The sequence below is a fragment of the Phaeobacter sp. HS011 genome (assembly GCF_018101215.1).
Classification (GTDB): Bacteria; Pseudomonadota; Alphaproteobacteria; order Rhodobacterales; family Rhodobacteraceae; genus Phaeobacter; species Phaeobacter inhibens.
Genome location: NZ_JAGEUF010000002.1, coordinates 370,324 through 393,579 on the forward strand (window position 1 = coordinate 370,324; position 23,256 = coordinate 393,579).

27 protein-coding genes and 1 tRNA gene are annotated in these 23,256 nt (G+C 58.2%); 19 read left to right on the forward strand and 9 right to left on the reverse strand.

What is annotated here, in order from left to right; genetic code table 11:
* Window position 1 precedes the first annotated feature (1 nt).
* On the forward strand, window positions 2-289 hold the full coding sequence (locus J4721_RS05235) for a DUF1330 domain-containing protein (RefSeq protein WP_014874640.1): 288 nt from the start codon (window positions 2-4) through the stop codon (window positions 287-289).
* Between the two features lie 79 nt (window positions 290-368).
* Here the strand turns inward: J4721_RS05235 and J4721_RS05240 are convergent, their stop codons facing one another.
* The 6 genes from J4721_RS05240 to J4721_RS05265 form a co-directional block, all read right to left on the reverse strand.
* Window positions 369-950, reverse strand: a complete 582-nt coding sequence (locus J4721_RS05240; RefSeq protein WP_211002229.1) for a VOC family protein — start codon at window positions 948-950, stop codon at window positions 369-371.
* Window positions 951-1,065: 115 nt separating this feature from the next.
* Entirely contained in the window at window positions 1,066-2,886 is a 1,821-nt protein-coding gene (typA, locus tag J4721_RS05245; protein ID WP_014874642.1) for a translational GTPase TypA, read from the reverse strand.
* Between the two features lie 148 nt (window positions 2,887-3,034).
* On the reverse strand, window positions 3,035-3,370 hold the full coding sequence (locus tag J4721_RS05250; RefSeq protein WP_014874643.1) for a multidrug efflux SMR transporter: 336 nt from the start codon (window positions 3,368-3,370) through the stop codon (window positions 3,035-3,037).
* 57 nt (window positions 3,371-3,427) lie between these two features.
* On the reverse strand, window positions 3,428-4,600 hold the full coding sequence (locus J4721_RS05255; RefSeq protein WP_211002230.1) for an HD family hydrolase: 1,173 nt from the start codon (window positions 4,598-4,600) through the stop codon (window positions 3,428-3,430).
* Window positions 4,593-4,841, reverse strand: a complete 249-nt coding sequence (locus tag J4721_RS05260) for a hypothetical protein (protein WP_076615216.1) — start codon at window positions 4,839-4,841, stop codon at window positions 4,593-4,595. Before J4721_RS05260 ends, J4721_RS05255 begins: the two co-directional genes overlap by 8 nt.
* On the reverse strand, window positions 4,841-5,494 hold the full coding sequence (locus J4721_RS05265; RefSeq protein WP_014874646.1) for an alpha/beta hydrolase: 654 nt from the start codon (window positions 5,492-5,494) through the stop codon (window positions 4,841-4,843). Before J4721_RS05265 ends, J4721_RS05260 begins: the two co-directional genes overlap by 1 nt.
* Window positions 5,495-5,682: 188 nt before the next feature.
* On the opposite strand from J4721_RS05265, the gene J4721_RS05270 reads away from it, so the two are divergent.
* The 10 genes from J4721_RS05270 to J4721_RS05315 all read left to right on the forward strand — a co-directional run bounded on the left by J4721_RS05270 (window position 5,683) and on the right by J4721_RS05315 (window position 13,807).
* Window positions 5,683-6,141 carry an Rrf2 family transcriptional regulator gene (locus J4721_RS05270; protein WP_014874647.1) on the forward strand — a complete coding sequence of 153 codons (459 nt, stop codon included), beginning with the start codon at window positions 5,683-5,685 and terminating at the stop codon, window positions 6,139-6,141.
* Window positions 6,142-6,259: 118 nt separating this feature from the next.
* Window positions 6,260-7,303, forward strand: a complete 1,044-nt coding sequence (locus J4721_RS05275) for a cysteine desulfurase family protein (RefSeq protein ID WP_014874648.1) — start codon at window positions 6,260-6,262, stop codon at window positions 7,301-7,303.
* 15 nt (window positions 7,304-7,318) lie between these two features.
* Window positions 7,319-8,842 carry a Fe-S cluster assembly protein SufB gene (sufB, locus tag J4721_RS05280; protein ID WP_014874649.1) on the forward strand — a complete coding sequence of 508 codons (1,524 nt, stop codon included), beginning with the start codon at window positions 7,319-7,321 and terminating at the stop codon, window positions 8,840-8,842.
* 3 nt (window positions 8,843-8,845) lie between these two features.
* A complete protein-coding gene (locus tag J4721_RS05285) occupies window positions 8,846-9,115 on the forward strand; it encodes a hypothetical protein (protein WP_211002231.1) in 270 nt (89 codons plus the stop codon).
* Complete coding sequence (locus J4721_RS05290; RefSeq protein WP_014874650.1) at window positions 9,112-9,426, forward strand: heavy metal-binding domain-containing protein; 315 nt, start codon at window positions 9,112-9,114, stop codon at window positions 9,424-9,426. The genes J4721_RS05285 and J4721_RS05290 overlap by 4 nt, the downstream gene beginning before the upstream one ends.
* Window positions 9,427-9,494: 68 nt before the next feature.
* Complete coding sequence (sufC, locus tag J4721_RS05295; RefSeq protein ID WP_211002232.1) at window positions 9,495-10,250, forward strand: Fe-S cluster assembly ATPase SufC; 756 nt, start codon at window positions 9,495-9,497, stop codon at window positions 10,248-10,250.
* Window positions 10,251-11,531 carry a SufD family Fe-S cluster assembly protein gene (locus tag J4721_RS05300; protein ID WP_211002233.1) on the forward strand — a complete coding sequence of 427 codons (1,281 nt, stop codon included), beginning with the start codon at window positions 10,251-10,253 and terminating at the stop codon, window positions 11,529-11,531.
* On the forward strand, window positions 11,531-12,016 hold the full coding sequence (locus J4721_RS05305; RefSeq protein ID WP_014879984.1) for a hypothetical protein: 486 nt from the start codon (window positions 11,531-11,533) through the stop codon (window positions 12,014-12,016). The genes J4721_RS05300 and J4721_RS05305 overlap by 1 nt, the downstream gene beginning before the upstream one ends.
* A complete protein-coding gene (locus J4721_RS05310; RefSeq protein WP_014874654.1) occupies window positions 12,013-12,594 on the forward strand; it encodes a YIP1 family protein in 582 nt (193 codons plus the stop codon). Before J4721_RS05305 ends, J4721_RS05310 begins: the two co-directional genes overlap by 4 nt.
* Complete coding sequence (locus J4721_RS05315; RefSeq protein ID WP_102874314.1) at window positions 12,587-13,807, forward strand: cysteine desulfurase; 1,221 nt, start codon at window positions 12,587-12,589, stop codon at window positions 13,805-13,807. Before J4721_RS05310 ends, J4721_RS05315 begins: the two co-directional genes overlap by 8 nt.
* Before the next feature lie 170 nt (window positions 13,808-13,977).
* Here the strand turns inward: J4721_RS05315 and J4721_RS05320 are convergent, their stop codons facing one another.
* Window positions 13,978-15,576, reverse strand: coding sequence for a UDP-N-acetylglucosamine-peptide N-acetylglucosaminyltransferase (locus tag J4721_RS05320; protein ID WP_247655874.1), 1,599 nt, complete (start codon window positions 15,574-15,576; stop codon window positions 13,978-13,980).
* A gap of 233 nt (window positions 15,577-15,809) precedes the next feature.
* A tRNA-Ser gene (locus tag J4721_RS05325) sits at window positions 15,810-15,899 on the reverse strand.
* Window positions 15,900-16,018: 119 nt separating this feature from the next.
* On the opposite strand from J4721_RS05325, the gene J4721_RS05330 reads away from it, so the two are divergent.
* From J4721_RS05330 to J4721_RS05360, 7 genes are all read left to right on the forward strand, one after another.
* The gene (locus J4721_RS05330) at window positions 16,019-16,870 is read left to right on the forward strand and encodes a DUF2059 domain-containing protein (protein WP_211002235.1); all 852 of its coding nucleotides are present in this window, start codon (window positions 16,019-16,021) and stop codon (window positions 16,868-16,870) included.
* 252 nt (window positions 16,871-17,122) lie between these two features.
* Window positions 17,123-17,716 carry a 50S ribosomal protein L21 gene (locus J4721_RS05335; protein ID WP_014874658.1) on the forward strand — a complete coding sequence of 198 codons (594 nt, stop codon included), beginning with the start codon at window positions 17,123-17,125 and terminating at the stop codon, window positions 17,714-17,716.
* An 11-nt stretch (window positions 17,717-17,727) separates the two neighbouring features.
* Entirely contained in the window at window positions 17,728-17,997 is a 270-nt protein-coding gene (gene rpmA, locus J4721_RS05340; protein WP_014874659.1) for a 50S ribosomal protein L27, read from the forward strand.
* 204 nt (window positions 17,998-18,201) lie between these two features.
* Window positions 18,202-18,741, forward strand: a complete 540-nt coding sequence (locus J4721_RS05345) for a GNAT family N-acetyltransferase (protein ID WP_014874660.1) — start codon at window positions 18,202-18,204, stop codon at window positions 18,739-18,741.
* Between the two features lie 110 nt (window positions 18,742-18,851).
* Window positions 18,852-19,886, forward strand: coding sequence for a GTPase ObgE (obgE, locus tag J4721_RS05350; protein WP_014874661.1), 1,035 nt, complete (start codon window positions 18,852-18,854; stop codon window positions 19,884-19,886).
* Entirely contained in the window at window positions 19,874-20,980 is a 1,107-nt protein-coding gene (gene proB / locus J4721_RS05355) for a glutamate 5-kinase (protein ID WP_014879991.1), read from the forward strand. The genes obgE and proB overlap by 13 nt, the downstream gene beginning before the upstream one ends.
* 73 nt (window positions 20,981-21,053) lie before the next feature.
* Window positions 21,054-22,319 (forward strand): glutamate-5-semialdehyde dehydrogenase, encoded by a 1,266-nt coding sequence (locus J4721_RS05360; RefSeq protein WP_211002236.1) that lies wholly within the window; start codon window positions 21,054-21,056, stop codon window positions 22,317-22,319.
* A 94-nt stretch (window positions 22,320-22,413) separates the two neighbouring features.
* On the opposite strand, the gene J4721_RS05365 is transcribed toward J4721_RS05360, so the two are convergent.
* Window positions 22,414-23,010 carry a histidine phosphotransferase family protein gene (locus J4721_RS05365; RefSeq protein WP_211002237.1) on the reverse strand — a complete coding sequence of 199 codons (597 nt, stop codon included), beginning with the start codon at window positions 23,008-23,010 and terminating at the stop codon, window positions 22,414-22,416.
* A gap of 29 nt (window positions 23,011-23,039) precedes the next feature.
* Here J4721_RS05365 and J4721_RS05370 point away from each other — a divergent pair, with 29 nt between their 5' ends.
* Window positions 23,040-23,225 carry a DUF3553 domain-containing protein gene (locus J4721_RS05370; protein WP_014879994.1) on the forward strand — a complete coding sequence of 62 codons (186 nt, stop codon included), beginning with the start codon at window positions 23,040-23,042 and terminating at the stop codon, window positions 23,223-23,225.
* Window positions 23,226-23,256: the final 31 nt, after the last annotated feature.

Here is a 23,256-nt window from a genome sequence, read left to right on the forward strand (position 1 = left end):
GATGCCAGCACTCTGGATTGCGCATGTTACCGTCACCGATGCCGAGGCCTACGGCAAATACGCCGAGCTGGCGGGACCGGCCGTTGCCAAACATGGAGGGCAATTCATTGCCCGTGGTGGCCGGTTTGTCCAGTTGGAAGGCAAGGAACGCCCTCGTAACGTGGTGGCAAAGTTCCCCAGCGTAGATGCCGCCGTGGATTGCTACAACAGCCCCGAATATCAAGAGGCGCTAAGCCATGCGCGCGACGCCTCTGAGCGGGAGCTGATGGTGGTTGAGATCAGCGAATAGCCACTGATCAGCCTGTTGAAGATGTGAGGAGAGCGGCCGTTGGCCGCTCTTTTTCGTTTGTCAGAATGCCTGTGCAGTTTCAATAGGGGTTCCGGGGGCTGCGGTCCTCAGACAGGGTCTGTTGCCGACGTTCGACCAACTGCTCAATCGCGTCGGCCAGGTGTTTCTCCTGAATATTGTAGTCTCCGGCGGCGACCCGAATTCGATGTGCGGTGATCATCACATCGGCATGGGAGCATCCCATTGGCGGTTCGAATTTATAGCAGGCAAGCTCAATCAGCAGCCCCATCGGGTCCTTGAAATAGATCGAATCCATAAAGCCCCGGTCCTTTGGTCCCGAATGCCCGATGCCGCGGTCGTCCAGCCGCTCAACGGCTTGGGCAAATGTCGCCTTTGAGACGTTGAAGGCCAGATGGTGGACACAGCCGGGATCCATCGGCGTGCGGCGACGCTCGGCCGTTCGGGTCTCATTGGTGAAGACCGTGATCAGTCGACCATCGCCGGGATCAAAGTAGAGATGTCCTTCGTCCGGGTCATCCAGATTGGGCTGGTCGAAAATGAATGGCATGCCCAGCACGCCCTCCCAGAAATCGATTGACGTCTGCCGGTCGGCACCGGTCAAGGTGATATGATGAACGCCCTGAACCTGTAGTTTGCGCATGCTGTCTTCCCTTGGATAAATCCCTGTTTCCCGAAGGGTAGCACGCGGTAAACAGATAGCAAAAAGGCCGCCCTGCTTGTGGGCGGCCTTTGATGGTCTCAGTGTCGAAGGGGGCTTACGCGTTGGCGCGGGCCATCCGCTTGCGCTCATGCGGATCGAGGTAGCGCTTGCGCAGACGCACGGAGTTCGGGGTCACCTCCACCAACTCATCATCGTCGATATAGGCAATCGCCTCTTCCAGAGAGAGCTTCATCGGTGTGGTCAGACGCACGGCATCATCGGTGCCGGAGGCGCGGACGTTGGTCAGCTTCTTGCCCTTCAGCGGGTTCACTTCCAGATCGTTATCGCGGCTGTGCTCGCCGATGATCATGCCGGTATAGACGTCTTCCTGCGCGCCGATCATCATCTTGCCACGCTCTTCGAGGTTCCACAGGGCGTAGGCGACCGAGGTGCCGTTCTCCATGGAGATCAGAACACCAGCGCGACGGCCGGGGATGGAGCCTTTGTGCGGGGTCCAGCCGTGGAACACACGGTTCAGAACGCCGGTGCCGCGGGTGTCGGTCAGGAACTCGCCGTGATAGCCGATCAGGCCACGGGAGGGCACATGCGCAATGATGCGGGTCTTGCCAACGCCTGCGGGTTTCATCTCAACCAGCTCACCCTTGCGGTGACCGGTCAATTTTTCGATGACAACGCCGGAATATTCATCATCGACGTCGATGGTGGCTTCCTCAACCGGCTCCATGCGGACGCCGTCTTCTTCTTTGAACAGAACCTGCGGACGGGAGATCGACAGTTCAAAGCCCTCGCGACGCATGTTCTCAATCAGAACACCCATCTGGAGTTCGCCGCGACCGGCGACCTCAAAGGCCTCGCCGCCGGGGGTGTCGGAGATCTGAATCGCGACGTTGGATTCGGCTTCCTTCATCAGACGATCCCGAATGACGCGGGACTGAACCTTCTTGCCATCGCGACCCGCCAGCGGGCTGTCATTGATGCCAAAGGTTACGGTGATGGTGGGCGGATCAATCGGCTGCGCGGGCAGGGCTTCACTGACCGAGGTATCCACCAGCGAGTCCGCCACGGTGGCCTTGGTCATCCCCGCAATGGAGACGATATCGCCGGCTTCGGCTACGTCGATGGCCTGCTGACCCAGACCGCGGAAGGCCAGAACCTTGGTACAGCGGAAGTTCTCGATCAGGTCGCCCTCGCGGCTCAGCGCCTTGAGGTTGTCGCCTGCCTTTAGGGTGCCGGATTCAACACGGCCGGTCAGGATGCGGCCCATGAAGGGGTCGGCGCCCAAAGTGGTTGCCAGCATGCGGAACGGCTCGTTCTTATGCTCGATCTGCTTGGGGGCAGGAACGTGATCAACGATCAATTGGAACATGGCCGAAAGATCCTTGCGGGGACCGTCCAGCTCCATATCAGCCCAACCAGAGCGACCGGATGCATACATCGTCGGGAAGTCCAGCTGGTCGTCATCCGCGCCGAGGTTGGCGAAGAGGTCAAAACACTGGTCCAGCGCGCGGTCCGGTTCGCCATCAGGTTTGTCGACTTTGTTCACGACCACGATCGGGCGCAGACCAAGGGCCAGAGCCTTGGAGGTCACGAATTTGGTCTGCGGCATCGGGCCTTCAGCGGCGTCCACCAGCAGGACAACACCGTCCACCATGGACAGGATCCGCTCGACCTCGCCGCCGAAATCGGCGTGGCCGGGGGTATCGACGATGTTGATCCGGGTCCCGTTCCACTCCACCGAAGTGGCCTTGGCCAGAATTGTGATGCCCCGCTCGCGTTCCAGATCGTTGCTGTCCATGGCGCGTTCCGCCACAGCCTGGTTTTCGCGGAAGGCGCCGGATTGTTTCAGAAGCTCGTCAACCAGGGTGGTTTTCCCGTGGTCCACGTGAGCAATGATCGCAATGTTGCGCAGGTCCATGACGTCAGCCTTTGTAAGGAAGTTGACGCGCGCATAGCGTGATAGGCCACCAAAGACCAGAGGAAATACATCTTTTTGCCCGCGTGGCGCCGATCCGGCCCGGGGTGTGGCGTTTCGTCAGCCATTCGCGAAGCTATACTGATCGCAATCAATGTCCTGCGGTGTTGGAAAACAGATGGATCACCAGAATACCGGCAAGGATCAATAGCAGTCCCAGAACCGCTGGCAAATCAAGCCGTTGGCCAAAGACGACCCAGCCAATGATAGCAATGAGGAAGATCCCGAGGCCAGACCAGATCGCGTAGACGATCCCGACGGGCATGTGGCGCAGCGTCAGGGCCATCAGATAAAAGGCCAGCCCATAGCCGACCACCACCAGCAGTGACGGGCCAAGGCGGGTGAATTGCTGGCTGGCCTGCAGCGCGGTGGTGCCGATCGTCTCTGCAGCAACAGCCAGAACAAGATAAAGATAGTGAAGTGGCATGATCAGACCTCCGGTGAAGATCAGCTGCGAGCGCAGCCCGCCCACACAGCGCCCGGATCAGGCGCTGGTGTTTTCGGCAAACCAAGGGGCAACAGTGGCGCGGACATGGTCCCAGACTGCGGGCGCGCCGCGGGCAACTTTCTGGCCAACGCGGGCCTCCAGCTGCGCGAGAGTCACGTTGTACTCCCGCCAGCTGCCGCCGCCGGACATCAGGTTCAGCAAGACGGGCTGCACGCGATCGATGGCCTTGGCATAGACCGCTTCGGCGCTCTCGGCGGCTTCGAACTCCTCCCAGATGCTGCGAAACGCCTGGCCCTGATCTTCTGGCAGAAGGGCGAAAATCCGTTCTGCTGCGGCCTGTTCACTTGCGGCAATGGCAGCGTGATCAGCCTCCGACAGGGTTGCGTGGATCGGCACATCGCCTGCATCAATTTCGACAATGTCGTGCAGCATCAGCATCTGCAGGACTTTGGCCATGTCCACTGGCGCATGGCTGTGCTGGGCCAGCACCCAGGCGTAGAGCATGATATGCCAGCTGTGTTCGGCGGAATTCTCGTGGCGGCTACCATCGCCGAGCGTGGTGGCGCGCAGAACCGTCTTCAGGGCGTCGACCTCATTAAGGAAGGCCAGGGGCGGTGTCAGCACATCCTGTGGGTCGCTCCCCTCAAGCTTTGCGACCGCATGGCTATAGACCTCGGGGAACGCGTCTTTCAACGCGGCGGCGCGCCCGCCATAGAGATTGCCGCGGACCACCTCGATATGCGCAGCAGGCACATCCGCATTATAAAGCGTCTGAAAGATTGGCTGACAGTGATCAATGCGCTTGGCCCATTGTGCATCCGGTGTCGTGCTCGCTTCAAACTCGCGCCACAGACCGTGCAGAAAAGCGGATTGATCTGCTGGTAACAGCGAAAACAACCGGGTCGCCGCGACGGCTTCGGCGCTGGCAACAGCCTCCCAGTCCACATCGCCGTCAATCGGATGGTCGCCTGCATCGATCTCAACCAGATCATGCAGCAGCAACATCTGTACCACCCGTTCAATCGAGACATCAGCAGGGGCAAACGGGGCCAACACCAGCGCATAAAGAGCCAGATGCCAGCTGTGTTCGGCGGAATTTTCACAGCGCGAGCCGTCCAGGATCAGGTTCTGACGATCCACGCGGCGCAACTTGTCCGCCTCCAGCAAGAAACGGAACTGGCTTTCAAGCCGCGATGAGGTGTCAGTCATGGTCTGGGGCCTTGGATGCGATCTTGGCCTTGGCGGCGCTGATTTTGCTGTTGAGGAAAGCGCGCGCCTTGCGTTCGGCAAGGCGCACCCGCATTTCGGTGAGGAAAGCTTCCTCAAGGGATTGAGACGCCGCTCCCAGAACTTGGCTCACCTCCATATAAAGGCGTTCTTCGCCGGTGGCGTCCTGTACCTTTAGCGTGTCGGCGGCCAATTTCTGGGCCAGCGTCTCAATCGTGCCCATCAGCGGGAGCTTTCGGTGAGCCGCCGTTTGACGTAATCAGAGACATTGTCGATCATCGGATCCATATGAGGGTCCTGGAAGAAATGATCAGCGCCTTCGACTTCGGTATGGGTGACGGTGATGCCTTTCTGCTCATGCAGTTTGTTCACCAGGTTCACCGTATCCGCAGGCGGCGCCACGCGGTCGGCTGTCCCGTTGATGATCAGACCGGAAGACGGGCAGGGCGCTAGAAACGAGAAATCATACATATTGGCCGGTGGCGCAACCGAGATGAAGCCGGTGATCTCAGGGCGGCGCATCAGCAGCTGCATACCGATCCAGGCACCGAAGGAGAAGCCTGCAACCCAGCAATGCTTGGAGTTGTTGTTCATCGACTGCAGGTAATCCAGCGCCGATGCGGCATCGGACAATTCGCCCACACCTTGATCATATTCGCCCTGCGACCGGCCAACGCCGCGGAAATTGAACCGCAGCACCGTAAAGCCCATGTTGTAGAACGCATAATGCAGATTGTAGACGACCTTGTTGTTCATCGTCCCGCCGAACTGCGGATGCGGATGCAGCACGATGGCGATGGGCGCGTCTTTTTCTTTTTGCGGGTGATAGCGGCCTTCCAGGCGGCCTTCGGGTCCGGGAAAAATGACCTCAGGCATGTGTGGGTGAATCCTACTCTTATTTTCGGGGATGCCGCCGGGAATACTTGACGAATTCCGTAGGGCACCTTAGAACGGTTCTAATTGGTGGCAGAGGCCAAGTTTCGCTGCCGTCCCGCTGAGATACGCATTGCAGCGTTCGAGGTCAATCTTTTCGCTGTGTTGTCAGGGTCTGAGGATTTGAAAATATGAAACTTTCGACCAAAGGGCGGTATGCGATGGTGGCCTTGGCGGATATCGCCTTGCAGCCGGAGGGCAGTCTGGTGGTGTTGGGTGATATTTCCAAACGTCAGGATATTTCGCTCCCGTACCTCGAGCAACTGTTTGTGAAGCTGCGTCGAAGCGGCCTTGTTGTGTCGGTGCGTGGCCCCGGCGGGGGTTACAGGCTGGCGCATCCGCCCTCGGACATCCGGGTGGTCGATGTGCTGAGTGCGGTGGATGAAACCGTTGACGCCATGCACAAAGGGGCAGGTGCCTCTGGCGGGCTATCAGGAAGTCGGGCGCAATCGCTGACCAACCGTCTGTGGGAAGGGCTGAGCGCCCATGTGTATGTTTTCCTGCATCAGACCCGCCTGTCGGACGTGATCGAAAATGATCTGGTTCCCTGTCCGGCGGTTCCGACGCTGTTCTCAGTTGTGGATGACTGATCTGACCCGCACGTTTGGAAAATTTATACTGGTGCTGATGCGCTGTTTCGACGAAATCAACTATCGCATGCCTGCTCTGAGCGGCGGCGAGGGGTAAGAGCAAGGACCAACACTGCCTATGTCGCGCGTCTATCTTGATCACAACGCTACCACGCCGCTTTGCTATGCTGCGAAGGCTGCGATGGTCTCTGCGATGGAGATTTGCGGAAACCCGTCGTCGGTACATGCTGAGGGGCGGGCCGCCAAGGCGCTGGTAGAGAAGGCGCGGGCGCAGATCGCCTCGGCCTTTGGGGCGGATGGTGCAGATATTGTCTTTACCTCGGGCTCTACCGAGGGGGCCGCCTTGGCGATGAGTGGCCGTGATCTTCATGCTGCATCGGTTGAACATGACGCGGTAAGGGCTTGGGCTGTCGAAGATTTGCAGGTTTCGCCTGAGGGGGAGGTCCATGTGACAGACCCGGTTTCCTCCACCCTGCAGCTGGCCAATTCCGAAACCGGCGTGATCCAAACGCTACCGCAGGGGCTGGCGGTGACTGATGCGACACAGGCCTTTGGCAAGCTGCCCGTAGCCTTCAACTGGATGGGCGCAACCATGGCGCTGATCTCGGCGCATAAACTGGGCGGCCCCAAGGGGATCGGCGCGGTTGTTCTGAAACGGGGCACCGATCTGGCGGCGCAGATCAAAGGTGGTGGCCAGGAAATGGGCCGTCGTTCCGGCACGGAGAATGTTGTCGGAATCGCCGGCTTCGGGGCCGCTGCCGAGGCCGCGGCACAGGCGCTGGCCAATGGTGTATGGGAGCGGGTTGCAATGCTGCGCGACACAATGGAAGCGGCCCTTGCAGCTGGCAGTCCCGATACTATTTTTGTTGGGACATCGGCATCACGCCTTCCCAACACCAGCTGTTTTGCAACCCCGGGCTGGAAGGGCGAGACCCAGGTCATGCAAATGGACCTTTCGGGTTTTGCGATCAGCGCAGGCAGTGCCTGCTCCAGCGGCAAAGTGCGCGCCAGCGCTGTGCTGACCGCCATGGGATATGACGAGTTAACCGCCCAGAGCGCCGTACGCGTCTCGCTTGGGCCGGACACAACAGAAACGGATGTGCTGCGCTTTGCCGAAAGCTGGTGCGCCAAACAAAAGAAACATCGCGCCCGGGTGGCGTGAGTGCAGGAGATGACCATGACAGCATTGGATGATGTTCAGGTAAAAGAAGGCGTCGACCAGGAAACGGTCGATGCGGTCCGCGAGGTGGGCGGCGCCTATAAGTACGGTTGGGAAACCGATATCGAGATGGAATACGCGCCTAAGGGCCTGACCACCGATATCGTGCGGCTGATCTCAGAAAAGAACGAAGAACCGGAGTGGATGCTGAACTGGCGGCTTGAGGCCTATGACCGCTGGCTGCAGAAGGAAGAGCCGACCTGGGCGATGGTCGACTATCCTGAAATCGATTTTCAGGACCAGTATTACTATGCCCGTCCGAAATCGATGGAGGTGAAGCCGAAATCGCTGGATGAGGTCGATCCAAAACTGCTCGCTACCTACGAAAAGCTGGGTATCCCCCTGAAAGAACAAATGATTCTTGCAGGTGTCGAGGGGGCTGAGAACATGCCTGCCGAAGGCCGCAAGGTCGCAGTTGACGCGGTGTTCGACTCCGTTTCGGTCGGCACCACCTTCCAGGCCGAGCTGAAAAAGGCAGGCGTCATCTTCTGCTCGATCTCCGAAGCGATCCGCGAACACCCCGAGCTGGTCAAAAAATACCTCGGCACCGTGGTTCCGGTCTCCGATAACTTTTATGCCACGCTGAACTCCGCGGTATTCTCTGACGGCTCCTTTGTCTATGTGCCGCCGGGTGTGCGCTGCCCGATGGAACTGTCGACCTATTTCCGCATCAACGCGGAAAACACCGGCCAGTTCGAACGCACCCTGATCATTGCCGATAAAGGCAGCTATGTCAGCTACTTGGAAGGCTGTACTGCACCGGCCCGCGATATCGCGCAGCTGCACGCGGCCGTCGTGGAGATCATCATCGAAGAAGACGCCGAGGTGAAATATTCCACCGTCCAGAACTGGTATCCGGGCGATGAGAACGGCAAAGGCGGCATTTACAACTTCGTGACCAAACGCGCCGACTGCCGGGGTGACCGGTCCAAGGTGATGTGGACACAGGTGGAAACCGGCTCTGCCGTGACATGGAAATACCCCTCCTGCATCCTGCGCGGTGAGGAAAGCCAGGGCGAGTTCTACTCAATCGCCATCGCCAATAACATGCAGCAGGCCGACACCGGCACCAAAATGGTCCACCTCGGCAAGAATACCAAGTCGCGCATCGTGTCCAAGGGCATCTCGGCTGGTAAGGCGCAGAACACCTATCGCGGTCTGGTGTCGATGCACCCCAAAGCCAAGGACAGCCGCAACTACACCCAGTGTGATAGCCTGCTGATTGGCGATAAATGCGGGGCGCATACTGTTCCCTACATTGAGGTTAAGAACAACTCCTCGCGTGTGGAGCATGAGGCGACCACCTCCAAGGTCGATGACGACCAGCTGTTCTACTGCCGCCAACGCGGCATGGACGAGGAAGAGGCGGTGGCCCTGGTTGTGAACGGCTTCTGCAAAGACGTGCTGCAGGCGCTGCCGATGGAGTTCGCCATGGAAGCGCAGCAGCTGGTTGCGATCTCTTTGGAAGGCTCGGTAGGGTAATCCGTGAACATGGAAGAGAGGGCGGAATCTGAAGTTAAGACCTTTGAATACAACGCGAAAGAAGGCGTTCGTGCTGTCGCGTTCATCTGGTTCTTGCAGCGCATCGCCGCACCTCTTTTCTTCGTTTTCCTGATTACCGTTATCTTGGCCTTTGCCGTGAATGGAGTTGTCGCTGGGCTGGTCTGCTTGGCGATTTTTGGAGGACCGGCCTTGTTGCTTTGGGGGGGCACCTCCCGGCAAGGACAAAAAGTGCTGGAGTATTGGAAAAAATGATCATCACAACCACACCAAACGTCGAAGGTTACCAGATTGCCGAATACAAGGGCATCGTGGTGGGTGAGGCGATCATGGGCGCCAATGTGGTGCGCGATGTCTTTGCGTCCATTACCGACATCGTCGGTGGTCGCTCTGGCGCCTATGAAAGCAAGCTGCAGGACGCGCGCGAAACCGCGCTGGCAGAGCTGGAAGACCGCGCCCGCGCCAAAGGCGCCAATGCCGTTGTTGGCGTCGATCTGGATTATGAGGTGGTGGGCCAGTCCATGTTGATGGTGTCCGCCAGCGGAACAGCCGTAGTGATCGGCTAACGAATTCGCCCCTTGGGGGCACAGGAACAACCGGGGTCTATCCCCGAAGAGATATAAACGAGGAAAAAATGCTCGAAATCAAAAACCTGCACGTCAAACTTGAAGAAGAGGACAAGCAGATCCTCAAAGGCGTCAACCTCACCGTTGAAGCTGGTAAAGTGCACGCCATCATGGGCCCCAATGGCTCCGGCAAGTCGACCCTGTCTTATGTGCTGTCCGGACGCGACGGCTATGAGGTGACCTACGGTGAGGCCTCGCTGGCGGGCGAAGATCTGCTGGACATGGAGCCGGAAGAGCGCGCCGCCGCTGGCGTTTTCCTCGCGTTCCAGTACCCGGTTGAGATCCCCGGTGTTGGCAACATGACCTTCCTGCGCACCGCAGTGAACGCACAGCGCAAGGCCCGTGGCGAAGAAGAGCTGAGCGCCTCCGATTTCCTGAAAGAGGTCCGCGCCAAGGCGAAAACCCTGAAGATCGACGCAGATATGCTAAAGCGTCCAGTTAACGTCGGCTTTTCCGGTGGTGAGAAAAAGCGCAACGAAATCCTGCAGATGGCTATGCTTGAGCCCAAAATGTGCATCCTTGATGAGACCGACTCGGGTCTGGATGTGGACGCGATGAAACTGGTCTCCGAAGGTGTGAATGCCCTGCGGGATGAGGGCCGTGGCTTCCTCGTAATCACCCACTATCAGCGTCTGTTGGATCACATCAAACCCGATGTCGTTCATATCATGGCCGATGGTCGCATCGTCAAAACCGGTGGCCCGGAGTTGGCGTTGGAAGTTGAGAACAACGGCTACGCCGACATTCTGGCAGAGGGTGTATAAATGGCGCTTGCTGACAGAAAACAAAGCGAAACAGAGGCGCGTCTGGCCACGCTGACGATGCCGGAGGGCGGCTGTCTGACAGAGGCGCGCAAGGCTGCGCTGTCCCGCGTTCAGACGCTCGGTCTGCCCAGTCGTCGCGATGAATATTGGAAATACACCCGCCCCGACACGCTGACTGCGGCTGAGGCACCGAGGGCCGCCGTTTTTGATGCGGGCGAGGCGCCGATGTTCAGCGAATTTGATCGTATCAAGATCGTGTTCGTGGATGGCGTTTTTGACGCAGATGCCTCAGATGAACTGGCGCTTGAGGGGATCAGCATTGACCGCATTGCGGACATCTGTGCCAAAGATATTCATTGGGCCAAGGACTTGTACGGCGTTCTTGAAGCCCGCGGCCAGACACCTGTCGCACGTCCGCTGGCGGCGCTTAATACCGCGTTTGCGCAGGATGGTGTCGCGATCCGCGTCACCGGGACACCTTCGAAACCGGTCAGCCTCATTTATCGTCACGCGTCGGAAGACTCGGATGCGATCCTGCACCACGTGATCCGTGTCGAAAGCGGGGCCACCGCGACCATTCTGGAAAACGGGCCTGCTGCCTCACGGTTCAACAAATGCATGGAAATTGACGTTGCTGACGGTGGCTCCCTGCATCTGGTGCGCGCACAGGGCCGCGATCATGAGCGTCGCGCCGCAACACATCTGTTTGCGCGTCTTGGCACTGAATCTGTGTTCAAATCCTTCACCCTGACCGTGAACGGTGTCCTGACACGGAATGAGGCGGTGATCGAGCTGACCGGCGATGACGCCGTGGCCCATATCGCTGGCGCTTGTGTTGGCGACGGGGATTTCCACCACGACGACACCGTTTTCATCACCCATGACGCTGTGAACTGCGAGAGCCGTCAGGTCTTCAAGAAGGTATTGCGCAACGGCGCCACCGGTGTCTTCCAAGGCAAGATCCTGGTGAAGGAAGGCGCGCAAAAGACTGATGGGTATCAGATTTCCCAGTCATTGCTGTTGGACGAGGACAGCCAGTTCCTCGCCAAACCTGAGCTTGAAATCTACGCCGATGACGTGGCCTGTTCGCATGGTTCCACCTCAGGTGCGATCGACGAAGAAGGGCTGTTTTATCTCCGGTCTCGTGGTGTGCCGCACGGCGAAGCGACGGATCTCATGACACTCGCGTTTCTCGCCGAAGCCGTTGAGGAGATCGAAGACGCTGATATCGCGGCAAATGTTGTGGACCGGCTGGAAGGCTGGTTGGCCCGGCGCCGCTGATGTCCGTCAGTCAGGACATTGTCGCCACCTATAAGGGGCCGCGCAAAGTTTTTGCGCGGCGTCTTGCCATGGGGCTGCATGAAGACCGGCTGCTCGCCATTCTGATGGCTGGCTGTGCTCTGGCGTTCATCGCGCAGATGCCGGTGCGGGCGCGGGAGGCACATCTAACCGGGCAAGAGCTGAACATGCTGCTGGGCGGATCGCTGCTTGCATTGCTGTTCATGGCGCCGCTGTTGCTGTATGTGCTGGCGTTCCTGGCCCATGGGTTTGCCCGGATGTTTGGCGGCTCGGGCGGCAGCGCACAAGCACGTCTGGCGTTGTTCTGGGCCTTTCTGGCTGCCAGCCCGCTGATGCTGCTGAACGGTCTCGTAGCCGGTTTTATCGGTTCAGGATTTGAACTAACACTGGTCGGCGGGCTCTGGTTTATGTTGTTTCTCTGGTTCTGGATCAGCGGTATGGCGCAGTCTTATTGGGGTAAAAAATGATACCCTATCAAACACTTGCGAGCCTGACCTTCAGTGCGCCGACTGCGGCGGCGCGGGTGCTTTTGTCGGTTGACTGGCCCCGTCAGGCGCTCGTTTTGGCTTTGTTGCTGACGGCGGTGCTGAACACGTTGATGCTTGAAGTGGCAGATGCGATGCTGCCTAGCGACGGCAGTCTCCTGCCCAGCATGTCCCCGCTGCCCTATGCGGGTGCGGTTTTTGCCCTGCATCTTGGCATTACCGCGCTGCTGACCTGGACGGGTCGGTGGATCGGCGGGCAGGCGCGTTTTGTTGATATACTTGCGGTCAACGTCTGGCTGAACGCGGTGCAGATTGTGCTTTTGGCTGCGGTGATACTGCTGCATCTGGTCCTGCCGTTGGCGGCCTCGCTGATTGCGCTGGTGGCAAATTTCGTCATGCTGGCGATCTTTCTGCTGTTCATCAAAGAAGCACATCAGTTTACATCTGTCTGGCGAGCCATCGGCTCGGTTCTGATGTCGGCGATTTTGATCGTCTTCCTTCTCTCTCTGCTCTTGGGGGCCCATGCCCCGGCACTATTGGGACTTCCCGACCATGTATGACGTCCAAAAAATTCGCGCCGATTTTCCGATCCTGTCCCGCCAGGTGAACGGCAAGCCGCTGACCTATCTGGACAATGGCGCGTCGGCGCAGAAACCTCAGGTGGTGATTGATGCAATTACCCGTGCATATTCAGAGGAATATTCGAACGTTCACAGAGGGTTGCATTATCTTTCTAACCTGGCGACCGAGAAATATGAAAGTGTGCGTGGCACCATCTCCCGTTTTCTGAATGCCGGGGATGAAAACACGATTGTGATGAACTCCGGCACCACCGAAGGCATCAACACCATTGCCTATGGTTGGGCGATGCCGCAGTTGCAAGCCGGGGATGAGATTATCCTGAGCGTGATGGAACATCATGCCAATATCGTGCCTTGGCATTTCTTGCGTGAGCGTCAGGGGGTGGTGCTGAAGTGGGTTGAGACTTCTGCTGACGGTAGCCTTGATCCGCAGGCGGTATTGGATGCGATTGGCCCCAGGACCAAGCTGATCGCAATTACCCAATGTTCCAATGTGTTGGGAACCATTGTAGATGTGAAAACCATTTGCCATGAAGCGCGTGAACAGGGGGTTGCGGTCTTGGTCGACGGCTCGCAGGGCGCGGTGCATATGCCGGTGGATGTGCAGGATATCGGTTGTGATTTCTACGCCATCACCGGGCACAAACTCTATGGGCCGTCCTCGTCCGGTGCGATCTACATTCGGCCCGAGCGCATGGCAGAGATGCGCCCCTTTATGGGCGGCGGCGATATGATTAAGGAAGTCGCCCGTGATCAGGTGATCTATAATGATGCGCCGATGAAGTTTGAGGCTGGCACGCCCGGAATTGTTCAGATGATCGGTCTGGGCGTGGCGCTAGAATACATGATGGACATCGGCATGAAGAATATCGCCGCACATGAGACCGCCATCACGACCTATGCCAACGAGCGACTAAGCGGTTTGAATTGGGTGAATATTCAGGGGCAAGCTGCTGACAAGGCAGCGATTTTCAGCTTTACGCTTGAGGGTGCCGCCCATGCGCATGATATTTCCACTATTCTTGATAAAAAGGGCGTGGCCGTGCGCGCAGGGCAGCATTGTGCGGGGCCGCTGATGGACCACCTTGGCGTAGCCGCCACCTGTCGGGCCTCTTTCGGGTTGTACAACACAAAGGAAGAGGTCGATGTGCTGATCGATGCGCTGGAGTTGGCGCATGAGCTGTTTGGCTGACATGGGCCAGCAGACGCCTCAATTTCAGCCGCTGCCTTGGTCACCCTAAGTGTTCATCTGTCAGCACGGCGCCAGCGTCTCGTGGTGCTGACAGACTTCCTATTATAGGCGCCACAGCCACAGGCGCTGCAATCGGCGAGTTTTGGAATGTTGTCGTTTGCGCAACGATTTCAGCTTCCAGCTGCGGACTGGGTCTCGTGATAAATTTGATGAAGCGCGTTCTCGAAATCCCTCGTCCAGGCTTCGGTGTCAAACAACGGCAGGGCAAATCTCTGCTCTCTCAGGTGGTGTTTGATCCGCATCATTTCATCTGGGTTCTTTGCTAGGCTGACAGCCTTGTCGATGAAGAGTTCTTCGGATTTCACAGACAGGTCTGGCAGATGCGCTGCGCTCAGTATGCTGCTGGCTACGCGGGCTGCGAACTGTTTGCCAGCAAGTGTCAGTATCGGAACCCCGGCCCACAGGGCGTCGGACGCGGTTGTATGGGCATTGTAGCTGAAACAATCCAGGCACAGATCGACCTGTGCTATCCGGTCAAGGTGGTCAGCCTGCGGTAACGCACCGCAGGGGATGATCCGATCCGGATCCACGCCATGGGCCTCGGTCTTTTGAGCGATGACATCACAGAGATCATCCTTGCCCATGTAAAAGAGCAGCACCGACTCCGGAGTTCTTTTAAGTATTTTCATCCAGGTGGCGAACTCTCGCGGGCCGACCTTGTAGGTGTTGTTCAGATTGGCGAAAACGAATTTGTCCTGCGGCAGGTTGTAGTCAGATCTTGTGTTACGGACCTCGGGGACGTGGCGGCAATTGCTGTTGGGCTGATAGCAGTTGGGCAGTCTGAGGATGGTTTCGCTATAATAGCGCTCGGCGCCTTCGGGAATGGTGACATGATCCGCGATCATATAGTCTATCATGTCCATACCGGTTGTACCTGGAAACCCAAGAAACGAGACTTGGACCGGGGCTGCACCATGGGCGAAGATCTCTTGTTTTGAGGCGAACGTGTCCCCCTTCAGGTCGATGGCGATATCAACCTTGTCGCGGACAGACAGGTTGGCAATCGCCTCAGCCGTCAGGTCTGAGACGACCCTGTAGTGATCTGCGAATTCGCGAACGAAGGCGCTTTCTTCTGATCGATCCTTTGGCAACAGATCGTAGACGAAGAATTCGAATTTCTCCCTGTCATGCGCCTTCAGTGCACCTCTGAACAGATGCATCGTCGGGTGCTCATAGAAATCGCTGGAGAAATACCCAATTCTGATCTTGGCACCGGGATCATGGGGTGTCGGTTTGGCCCGTTTGGGTTTGGGAGCCCGTAGTCGTGCATTGTCGAGCTGGACCTGCGGATCATCAAGATAGGTCAGCAACGCCAGCGGGTCCGGGGTGTGCCCGGCCTGCTTCACGCTCTCAAGGCAGCGCTGTTCTTGCGCCGCACTCTCCCATGCTAGAAATTTGCGCCGAAGCCTCATGATCAGAGGGAGCGCGATCGGGCTGTTCTCATCGATCGATAGAGCGGTTTCCAGGGTCTCTAGGGCTTGCCTGTCAAATCCGCCATCTTTCAGGCGGGATCCAAGAGCGGCAATAAAAACCGAATTTGACGGGGCCAGGGACAGGGCGGTTTCCTGAAGGGTGATTGCCTCGCCGATGCGACCGGGACGGGAGGCGACGATTTCAGCCAGATAGTGATAGCTGAGCGCAGTCTCCCCCTCATACGCGAGAGAGCTGCGCATCACCTGTTCGGCGTCTGCGAAGTGACGGTTTCGCATAAGAAGAACCGCGCGCGTATAGAGCGGACAGTTAAATCCGTTTGGGAACGCAATAGTCAAATCGCAACTCCTGATCAGCCTCAGTCCTTTTTTTACCGAAAATACTTAATGATAGGTGTGGACCCGCGCCGAATGACAGGCATTCCTGCCGACATTGCGGCGACAATGGCAGAGAAGCCCGCCGCAATACTTGCCGGGCCACATCAGGAGTGATCAGATTTTTCAGATAATAATGGCGGAGAGACAGGGATTCGAACCCTGGGTTCCCGTGAAGGAACAACGGTTTTCGAGACCGCCCCGTTCGACCACTCCGGCACCTCTCCGCGGGGGGTGAGAGGGCGTTTAAAGTGGAATTCGCAGGCGCGCAAGGGGGATTTTGCGCATTGAGCGGGAAAACGGATTTTTCATTGTCTCGCGCCGGAAAACGCTTAGGTTTTGGAGTATGATACAGCTCATGTCGTTCCGAACCCGTGTGATGCAAGCGCTCTTCAGTCTTGTTCTTGCATCGTTATTTGCAATCTCCGCCGCTCAGGCCGCAGAGCGGGGCAGGGTGCTCGCCTTTCTTGAGACCACTGGGTTTGACGTGGCGCTGGACAGTATAGCCCTGTCGGCCGAAATGGCGCCGGATATGCTGGGGGTGGATGCTGGTGACTTCGGTGTCGCCTGGGGGCGGCTGTCGCAGGATGTGTTTGACCGTCAGGAAATGCGCGAGATTGCACTCGGGATTTTGGAGGAAACGCTGGAAGAGGACGCGCTGGCCCATGCCGCGGAGTTCTACGCCAGCCCGCTGGGCGCGCGTCTGGTGCAGGCAGAGAATGCCTCGCATATGGTTGAGGATGATGAGACCAAGCAGCAGGCAGGGCTGCGCATCATCTCTGACTTAGTGACTGAAGGCAGTGATCGCCCGCAGCTGTTTCAGCGCATGGGGCAGGCAATCGATGCCGACGGTACAAGCGTGAAGGCGGTGCAGGAAATCCAGTTTCGGTTCTTGATGGCGGCCAGTGCCGCCGGCGTAATTGATCTGCAGCTGGACGCGGACGGGTTGCGCGCCTTTATGAAGGATCAGCAGGCCTCGACCCAGATGGCACTGCAGGCCGCAAACATGGCGGCGAATGCTTATACCTATCAGGCGTTCAGCGATGATGAACTGCAAGAGTATATCATGGCGCTGGAGCATCCGCTGATGCAGCGGGTTTATGAGTTGCTCAATGCGGTGACATTCGAAATTACTGCCAACCGTTTTGAGGTGCTGGCCTACCGGCTGAAAGAGTTGGAACCAGCGCAGGATCTCTGAGGCAGGTAACTGCGCTGCGACCTTTATATATCCGGACGTCTATTCAGGCTGCATTGGCGATGACCGCCCAGGGTTGACAGCTCCCCCGTTTCGCCGCATAAGCCCGCATCCCGGCCCGGATTCTCTGTGCCGGGGTTTATTTGTCATACGCCCCCAAGGGGCGCGCTGTTCGAGGTGGCCTTCGGGTCGAAACGCTGGACGCATCTGATGCGAAAGGGACCGTAGGACGCGGGTAGAAAAGGAAAGACGCATATGTTTGCGGTCCTCAAAACCGGCGGCAAGCAGTACAAAGTTCAGGCCGGTGATATGCTGCGCGTGGAAAAATTGGCTGCTGATGCTGGCGAAACAATCCAGTTCAACGACGTCCTGATGCTCGGTGGTGATGCACCGGTTGTGGGTGCGCCCTTTGTTGATGGTGCTGCGGTTCAGGCCGAAGTCATCGACCAGATCAAAGGCGAGAAGGTCATTCACTTTGTGAAGCGCCGTCGTAAGCACTCCTCCAAGCGCACCAAGGGTCACCGTCAGAAGCTGACTCTGGTCAAGATCACCGAGATCCTGGCCTCCGGCGCTGACAAGTCCGGCGTGAAAGCTGCCAGCGGCCAGGGCGATGCACCTGCTGCTGCCAAAGCCGCTCCGGCTGCGAAAAAGGCTGCACCTGCTGCCTCTGGTGATGACCTCACCGAGCTGACCGGTGTCGGTCCCGCTGCTGCCAAGAAGCTGGAAGAAGCCGGTCTGACCAGCTTTGCCCAGATCGCGGCCTTGTCGGATGCTGACATTGCTGCTATCGACGCGGTCAAAGTGAAGCCCGAATGGGTTGAGCAGGCCAAAGAATTGGCTAAAGGCTAAGGAGATAGACAATGGCACATAAGAAAGCTGGTGGTTCCTCACGTAACGGCCGCGACTCAGCCGGTCGCCGCCTTGGCGTGAAACTCTATGGTGGCCAAGCAGCCATCTCTGGCAACATCATCGTACGTCAGCGCGGCACCAAGTTTTGGCCGGGCGAAGGCGTTGGTCTGGGCAAAGATCACACCATCTTTGCAACCACGGACGGTGCTGTAACCTTCCACAAGGGCCTCAAGGGCCGCACCTTTATTTCGGTTCTGCCAGTGGCGGAGGCCGCTGAATAAGCCGAACCTGAAAGGTGAGACACAATCAGGGGATCGGCGACATCGCCGGTCCCTTTTTTATTTTGTCCCGGTGGCAAAACCTAACCAGTTCTCAACGGCTTTGCGTTAGGGCAGGGCGCAACAGTTTGTTAAGGCCCCGCGGTTTTGTCCGGTAGCAATCCGGCAGCAAGATGAGTGTTGGTATTCTTCGAGAGGAGCAAGGGCATGAGTTTGGATCATAAAAGAACAGAACAGCCCGTGATCGATGCGGGGCGTTTTGTTCTGCGCCCGTTGCGCAAATCTGACGAGGGGCTGATTGCCCACTATGTCAGCGATGAACGCGTTGCCCGTATGACGACCGCTATTCCGCATCCGCTGCCACCCGGCGCGATTGAGGCTTTTGTTGCCCGCGCCCTGGACGAGGAACGCGAAGAAGATGTCTGGGCCATTGATGGCACTGCAGACGGTGGCGAAGAGCTGAAGGGCATTATCAGCCTCAAACGGCTTGATCGCGACCAGAGCGAAGTCGGCTATTGGATTGCCCCGGTGTTTTGGAACAATGGCCTCGCCTCAGACGCGTTGCGCGCTTTGGTCGAAACCAATCCGCAAGGGTGCAACGCGCTCTTTGCCAGCGCGTTTCAGGATAACCCGGCCTCCGCACGTGTGCTGACCCATTGCGGGTTTGAGTATCTTGGCGATGCGGAGACCTTTTCCGTGGCGCGCGATGCAACCGTACCAACATGGACCTACAGCCGAAAACTGTGATTGGCGCGCCGCGCGGTTTGCGTTAAGTCGGGGCAGCAAGCCCCGGCACCGTCGGTACGCCCCCTCTTATCCCTCCGCCCTTGGCGGCAGGTCATCAGCAAGGAGCTGACATGAAATTCCTCGATCTGGCCAAAGTCTACATTCGCTCCGGCGCGGGCGGGAACGGCTGCGTCAGCTTTCGCCGTGAAAAGTTTATGGAATATGGCGGTCCCGACGGTGGCGACGGTGGTCGTGGTGGTTCCGTCTGGGTTGAGGTGACCGAGGGGCTGAATACGCTGATTGATTTCCGCTATCAGCAGCACTTCTTTGCCAAGAATGGTCAGTCCGGCATGGGCCGTCAGCGCACCGGCAAGGATGGCGATGACATCATTCTGCGCGTTCCCGTTGGAACCGAGATTATGGATGAAGATCAGGAAACGGTTCTGGCTGACCTCACAGAGGTGGGCGAACGCTTCCTTTTGGCCAAGGGCGGTAACGGCGGCTTTGGTAACCTGCATTTCAAAAGTGCAACAAACCAAGCGCCACGACGTGCCAATTCCGGTCAGGATGCAATTGAACGGACCATCTGGCTTCGCTTGAAGCTGATCGCCGATGTCGGTCTTTTGGGGTTGCCGAACGCGGGCAAGTCGACTTTTCTGTCGGCCACATCCAATGCGCGACCCAAGATCGCTGATTATCCGTTTACCACATTGCACCCAAATCTCGGCGTTGTGGGTATCGACGGGGTTGAATTTGTGGTGGCCGACATTCCCGGTCTGATTGCTGGCGCCCATGAAGGGCGTGGTATTGGGGATCGGTTCCTGGGCCATGTCGAACGCTGTGCGGTCCTGTTGCATCTGGTCGATGGCACCTCAGAGACGGTTGCCGAGGATTACCAGACGATCATCAATGAGCTGGAGGCCTATGGCGGCGAGCTGGCGGAGAAGCCCCGTATCACGGCGCTGAACAAGATCGATTCGCTGGACGACGAGGAACGCGCAGAGGCAAAAGCCGCACTTGAGGCTGCCGTGGGTGGGCCTGTCTTTATGATGTCAGGTGTCAGCCGCGAAGGTCTGAACGAGGTGTTGCGGTCCATGCGGACCCAGATCGATGAAGATCGCCTGCGTCAGCAGCCCCAAGAGGAGCAGGACACGTGGCAACCCTGACCGACGCCCAGCGTATCGTTGTTAAAATCGGGTCCGCCCTTTTGGTGGACCGGACAAGCGGTGCATTGCGGGCGGATTGGTTGCGGGCCTTGGCGGCGGATGTCGCCTGGTTGAAATCCATGGGCAAGGATGTGATCCTTGTCTCATCCGGCTCTATCGCGTTGGGCCGTCGGGTGCTGGGGCTGGCGGCACAGGAGCTGCCGTTGGAACAGTCACAGGCAGCGGCGGCCGTCGGTCAAATCCGGCTTGCAGGCGCTTATGAGGAGGCGCTCGCCCCGCATGAGATCACCACCGCACAGGTGCTGGTCACATTGGAAGACAGCGCGGATCGACGTCGCTATCTGAATTCCCGCGCCACATTGGAGACTCTCATTGGCCTTGGCGTTGTGCCCATCGTCAATGAAAACGACACCATCGCCACAGATGAAATCCGCTATGGTGATAACGATCGGCTGGCGGCGCAGGTGGCGGTGACGGTTGGCGCGGATGCGCTTATTCTGCTGTCGGATGTTGATGGGTTCTACACCGCCAACCCTGTGTTGGATCCGACGGCCCGGCGCTATGACATCATTGACCGGATTACGCCCGAGATCGAGGCAATGGCGGGGGACGGTGTCTCAGGCCTTTCCAAAGGTGGTATGATCACCAAATTGCTGGCGGCCAAAATGGCGACGGCGGCGGGCTGCGCTATGGCCATCACCGAAGGTTCGCCCAATAATCCATTGAAATTGCTTGAAAATGGCGCGCCTTCCACGTGGTTCACCGCGCAGGATGATCCGCAGGTTGCGCGCAAGCGCTGGATCGCGGCAATGAAGACGCGCGGTGTTGTCGCTGTGGATGAAGGCGCTGCACGGGCGCTCGGCTCCGGCAAAAGCCTTTTGCCAGCTGGCATCCGACATATCGAAGGAGACTTTGGCCGCGGTGACCCGCTGGCCATCCTGGGTCCAGACGGGAGAAAACTGGGGCAGGGGCTCAGCCGGTATACGGCTGAAGAAGCTTCTGCCATCAAAGGGTGCCAGTCGACCGAGATCGAGGCAATCCTTGGCTATGCAGGCCGCGCGGCTGTCATCCACCGTGATGATATGGCGCTGTAGCTGCAATCCATGTTAGGGCTGACCCGGCCTGACCACCAGATGTGTCAAAAGGGGCTACAAAGGGTTTCAACGAATGAATGAGACACAAGATATTGCTGCACTGATGGTTGACATCGGCAAACGTGCAAAGCAAGCCGCCGCAAAACTGGCGACTGCCACCGCTGAACGCAAAGCCGATGCTCTGAATGCCGCCGCGGATGCGGTTTGGGACGCTCGGGCAGAGATATTGGCAGCCAATGCCAAGGATCTCGATTTTGGTCGCAATAAGGGGCTATCGCCCGCCATGATGGACCGGCTGGCGCTGGATGAGGACCGGATTTCCGGTATCGTCGCCGGGTTACGTGCGGTTGCCGCGCAACCTGATCCCGTGGGAGAGGTCTTGGCCGAATGGTCACAACCGTCCGGGTTGGACATTCAGCGTGTGCGCACCCCACTTGGGGTGATCGGCGTGATCTACGAAAGCCGCCCCAATGTGACAGCGGATGCCGGCGCGCTGTGCCTCAAATCGGGCAATGCGGTGATCCTTCGGGGCGGATCGGAGAGCTTTTATTCCAGTCAGGCCATTCATGGCTGTTTGGCTGCGGGCCTGCGTGCCGCCGACCTGCCCGAGGACGCCGTTCAGCTGGTGCCGACACGTGACCGAGCTGCGGTTCAGGAACTGCTCACCATGACCGATACGGTTGATGTGATTGTTCCGCGTGGTGGTAAGGGGTTGGTCGGTTTGGTCCAGCGCGAGGCGCGGGTGCCTGTCTTTGCACATTTGGAGGGGATCGTTCACATCTACCTCGACAAAGATGCAGATCCGCAAAAGGCGCTGGAGATCGTATTGAACGCGAAAACCCGCCGGACCGGTATCTGTGGGGCTGCGGAATGTTTGTTGATCCACCGCGATATCGCCGAGACAATCGGCCGCGATGTGCTGACTGCGCTGGCGACAGCGGGGGTGGAAATCCGGGCTGAGGCTGGTTTGCCGGGGCCGGATGGCATGACCGCCGCCACAAGCGCAGATTGGGGCTGTGAATATCTGGATGCCATCATCGCGGCCAAACAGGTTGATGATATTGACGCCGCGATTGACCATATCCGTGCCCATCATTCGCAGCATACCGATTGCATCATCACCGAAAACGATGGTGCTGTAGCGCAGTTCTTCGCAGAGCTGGATAGCGCGATCCTGATGCACAATGCTTCAACCCAGTTTGCCGATGGCGGCGAATTTGGCATGGGGGCCGAGATCGGCATTGCGACGGGTAAGATGCATGCGCGCGGCCCTGTCGGGGCGGCGCAACTCACCAGCTTTAAATATCTGGTGCGTGGCCATGGCGCTCTGCGCAGCTAAAGATCAAGAACCGGTCTGACATTAAAAAAGCGCTGCAAGTGATTGCAGCGCTTTCATTATATTCAGCGGTAAGTCCGGATCAGCAGCGGCCAGATTAAAAATGGACGGTGACGCGTTCCAGGGTCTGTTCCACACGGATCGTGCGACCCAGATCTTTTGCAGCTTCTGGCAGCATGGCGAATTGAACCAGCGCGGGTGTCACCGTTGCCGAGGAGGTGCCGCCGCTGACCCGCGCCCAGAGATCATCATCAATATTCAGCTTGCTGCCCTCGCCAATGACGGTCCATTTGCCATCTGCACAGAGGATCTTGACCGTGCCGCCATAGGGCAGGCCGGTTTCCAGGCACAGCGCCGCGAGGAAGGCGAGCCGCACCTCTGTCCGGCTGGAGGCCTCCTGCGGGGCCCATTGATATTTCAACCGACCGCCTTTGCCGATATCTTCGAGGACGGACACCACTTCAGCCCGGCTGATCTGCTGATCGCTTGCTGCGCCAAAGGCAATCCGGAAGAACCGGATACGGGCATTGGCGTTGGCCACACTGTCGGAGATCAGCTCCAACTCGGGGCCGGACATATCCCCAGACATTCCAAGAAGTTCCAGCCCGTTGTTGATCGCGCCGATCGGGCTGATCAGGTCGTGGCAAATGCGCGACCCTATCAAAGCCGCGAGATTAGCGTTATCTACTGACATATCTTTCCTCCGAAGTGGGCCCCTCACGCATGAACGACCTTAACGCTATACTTGCCCCTGGCATGTTCGTGACCCATCCCGACCACCCCGAGTGGGGCACCGGGCAGGTCCAGTCCAATGCTGCCGGCAAGATCACCGTGAATTTCCCCGATCAGGGTAAGGTGGTGTTCAACGGCGCTCAGGTGGCCCTTATTCCAGTCTTTGATCCGTCATAAGCGTTGATGAACGGTTAACGCCTGTTCACCA

Coding starts and splice junctions, on each gene's coding strand:
- J4721_RS05235 (WP_014874640.1), top strand. CDS start 2: ATGCCAGCACTCTGGATTGCGCATGTTACCGTCACCGATGCCGAGGCC.
- J4721_RS05240 (WP_211002229.1), bottom strand. CDS start 950: ATGCGCAAACTACAGGTTCAGGGCGTTCATCATATCACCTTGACCGGT.
- typA (WP_014874642.1), bottom strand. CDS start 2,886: ATGGACCTGCGCAACATTGCGATCATTGCTCACGTGGACCACGGGAAA.
- J4721_RS05250 (WP_014874643.1), bottom strand. CDS start 3,370: ATGCCACTTCACTATCTTTATCTTGTTCTGGCTGTTGCTGCAGAGACG.
- J4721_RS05255 (WP_211002230.1), bottom strand. CDS start 4,600: ATGACTGACACCTCATCGCGGCTTGAAAGCCAGTTCCGTTTCTTGCTG.
- J4721_RS05260 (WP_076615216.1), bottom strand. CDS start 4,841: ATGGGCACGATTGAGACGCTGGCCCAGAAATTGGCCGCCGACACGCTA.
- J4721_RS05265 (WP_014874646.1), bottom strand. CDS start 5,494: ATGCCTGAGGTCATTTTTCCCGGACCCGAAGGCCGCCTGGAAGGCCGC.
- J4721_RS05270 (WP_014874647.1), top strand. CDS start 5,683: ATGAAACTTTCGACCAAAGGGCGGTATGCGATGGTGGCCTTGGCGGAT.
- J4721_RS05275 (WP_014874648.1), top strand. CDS start 6,260: ATGTCGCGCGTCTATCTTGATCACAACGCTACCACGCCGCTTTGCTAT.
- sufB (WP_014874649.1), top strand. CDS start 7,319: ATGACAGCATTGGATGATGTTCAGGTAAAAGAAGGCGTCGACCAGGAA.
- J4721_RS05290 (WP_014874650.1), top strand. CDS start 9,112: ATGATCATCACAACCACACCAAACGTCGAAGGTTACCAGATTGCCGAA.
- sufC (WP_211002232.1), top strand. CDS start 9,495: ATGCTCGAAATCAAAAACCTGCACGTCAAACTTGAAGAAGAGGACAAG.
- J4721_RS05300 (WP_211002233.1), top strand. CDS start 10,251: ATGGCGCTTGCTGACAGAAAACAAAGCGAAACAGAGGCGCGTCTGGCC.
- J4721_RS05305 (WP_014879984.1), top strand. CDS start 11,531: ATGTCCGTCAGTCAGGACATTGTCGCCACCTATAAGGGGCCGCGCAAA.
- J4721_RS05310 (WP_014874654.1), top strand. CDS start 12,013: ATGATACCCTATCAAACACTTGCGAGCCTGACCTTCAGTGCGCCGACT.
- J4721_RS05315 (WP_102874314.1), top strand. CDS start 12,587: ATGTATGACGTCCAAAAAATTCGCGCCGATTTTCCGATCCTGTCCCGC.
- J4721_RS05320 (WP_247655874.1), bottom strand. CDS start 15,576: ATGCGAAACCGTCACTTCGCAGACGCCGAACAGGTGATGCGCAGCTCT.
- J4721_RS05330 (WP_211002235.1), top strand. CDS start 16,019: ATGATACAGCTCATGTCGTTCCGAACCCGTGTGATGCAAGCGCTCTTC.
- J4721_RS05335 (WP_014874658.1), top strand. CDS start 17,123: ATGTTTGCGGTCCTCAAAACCGGCGGCAAGCAGTACAAAGTTCAGGCC.
- rpmA (WP_014874659.1), top strand. CDS start 17,728: ATGGCACATAAGAAAGCTGGTGGTTCCTCACGTAACGGCCGCGACTCA.
- J4721_RS05345 (WP_014874660.1), top strand. CDS start 18,202: ATGAGTTTGGATCATAAAAGAACAGAACAGCCCGTGATCGATGCGGGG.
- obgE (WP_014874661.1), top strand. CDS start 18,852: ATGAAATTCCTCGATCTGGCCAAAGTCTACATTCGCTCCGGCGCGGGC.
- J4721_RS05360 (WP_211002236.1), top strand. CDS start 21,054: ATGAATGAGACACAAGATATTGCTGCACTGATGGTTGACATCGGCAAA.
- J4721_RS05365 (WP_211002237.1), bottom strand. CDS start 23,010: ATGTCAGTAGATAACGCTAATCTCGCGGCTTTGATAGGGTCGCGCATT.
- J4721_RS05370 (WP_014879994.1), top strand. CDS start 23,040: ATGAACGACCTTAACGCTATACTTGCCCCTGGCATGTTCGTGACCCAT.